We start from the raw sequence: 1,705 nt of genomic DNA, 5'->3' as shown, positions 1-1,705 counted from the left end.
TCAATGTCATTAAGTTAAAGAAAAATAGATGAGAGACATTTATACAAAAAGTATAGGTGTCTTTTTTATTTAGGCTTGACAAAATCAGAAAAATCGTGCGCTCCGTTACACTTCGCGCTTTTGTAAGGTATAGGAGGTGATCTTATATGATCCTTAGTAATAATTTCAATGCTTGTTCTACCTTCATATCTGATAAAAGAATTGAGGGGATTGTGGTATGATCTCTATCCATAAAACACTTTTCAATTCTTTGGATAAGATTTTAAATAAGGCGGATCGTTTGAAATATGATCAACATTTTGTCACACATGAAAGTTCTGATTTCACTCGTAAATCTAGAAAGCTATCTTTTAAAGATACTATTTCATTCATCTTATCAATGGCGGGTAAGCCTATCCGGGAAGAACTACTTGATTTTTTCCATTACTCAAATAATACCCCAACTGCCTCTGCACTTGTCCAGGCACGTTCTAAAATTTCTTCACGTGTTTTTCAATATATTTTGAATGAACTGAATAAAGCATTTCCACCTGATAATTTATATAAGGGCTATCATCTTATTGCGGTCGATGGGTCTGAAATGCAAATACCACTTGATTTTAGTGATCCCGATACGTTACATAAAAGTGCATCGAAAGGAAAATTTCTATCTGCTTTTCATCTTAATGTCAGCTATGATGTTTTAAACCATCGTTATTTAGATACGATCGTTCAAGGGATTCATAGTAAGAACGAGGTCGAAGCCATGTGGAAAATAGTTGAACGTTTTCACGATGATAATGCTATTTTTATCGCAGATAGAAATTATGCAACCTGGAATACTATGGCACATATCATACAGTCGGGTAAGTCCTTTTTGATACGTGTGAAAGATATACACTCGATTTCCAGTCTTTTAAGAAAATTCAATCTGCCAGATGAAGAATTTGATTTGGATTTACATATCACATTGACAAGAAAACAGACCAAAGATATAAAATCTCAACCAGAGAAATATCGTTTCTTATCTACTACATCTACGTTTGATTTTATTGATGAACATAATCCTGAGTATGTACTTCATTTCCGTGTAGTTCGATTTAAGCTGGATGGTAGTGAAGAATATGAATCCATCATCACAAATTTAAGCCGGGATGAATTTAGTAAGGATGAAATAAAAGAAATATACAATACTCGATGGGGTATAGAATTATCGTTCCGTGACCTTAAATATTCAGCGGATCTGTGTGCTGTTCATGCGAAAAAACGAGAAAGCATCCAACAGGAGATTTGGGCAAGGATGATACTGTATAATATATCTTTTATTATGGCTCATCATATAATAAATAAAAAGCCAAAGGGAAAGGGTAAGAAAAAAAAGTATTCTTATGCGATAAACAAAAAAAATGGCGATACATCATTGTCGCTATTTTATCCAGCATTATAAAAGAAAAGGCGGTCACCCGCCTGATCTTGAAACTCTCATTTCACAAGATATCTTACCAATCCGCCAAAATCGAAAATGTAAGAGGCTTATGAAATCACAAACGCTAGTATGTTTCAACTACCGCTTTTCTTAATACGATATAGTTATAACTCAAAAGTTTATAAATTGCTTGAAAAATCTTCTTTTTGTCATGCATTTTTTTCAGAATACTCTTAATCCTATCAGAATGAGATAAAATAAAACCGCATCCTGTTTGTTTTCATCCTCTTAACTTAATGA

1 protein-coding gene is annotated in these 1,705 nt (G+C 33.3%); it reads left to right on the top strand.

The genetic code is table 11. The annotated features are described in order from the left end of the window. Window positions 1-217 precede the first annotated feature (217 nt). A complete protein-coding gene (locus tag KSZ58_RS22330) occupies window positions 218-1,426 on the top strand; it encodes an IS4 family transposase (RefSeq protein WP_247230483.1) in 1,209 nt (402 codons plus the stop codon). Window positions 1,427-1,705: the final 279 nt, after the last annotated feature.

It is taken from the genome of Erysipelatoclostridium sp. DFI.2.3 (assembly GCF_019132535.1).
Classification (GTDB): domain Bacteria; phylum Bacillota_I; class Bacilli_A; order Erysipelotrichales; family Erysipelotrichaceae; genus Clostridium_AQ; species Clostridium_AQ innocuum.
Note: the sequence above shows the minus strand (reverse complement) of the source record. Positions and strands in the feature narration are given on the sequence as shown.

What these genes read in the sequence shown, in the direction of transcription:
- KSZ58_RS22330 (WP_247230483.1), top strand. Translation starts at nt 218, where the DNA reads ATGATCTCTATCCATAAAACACTTTTCAATTCTTTGGATAAGATTTTA.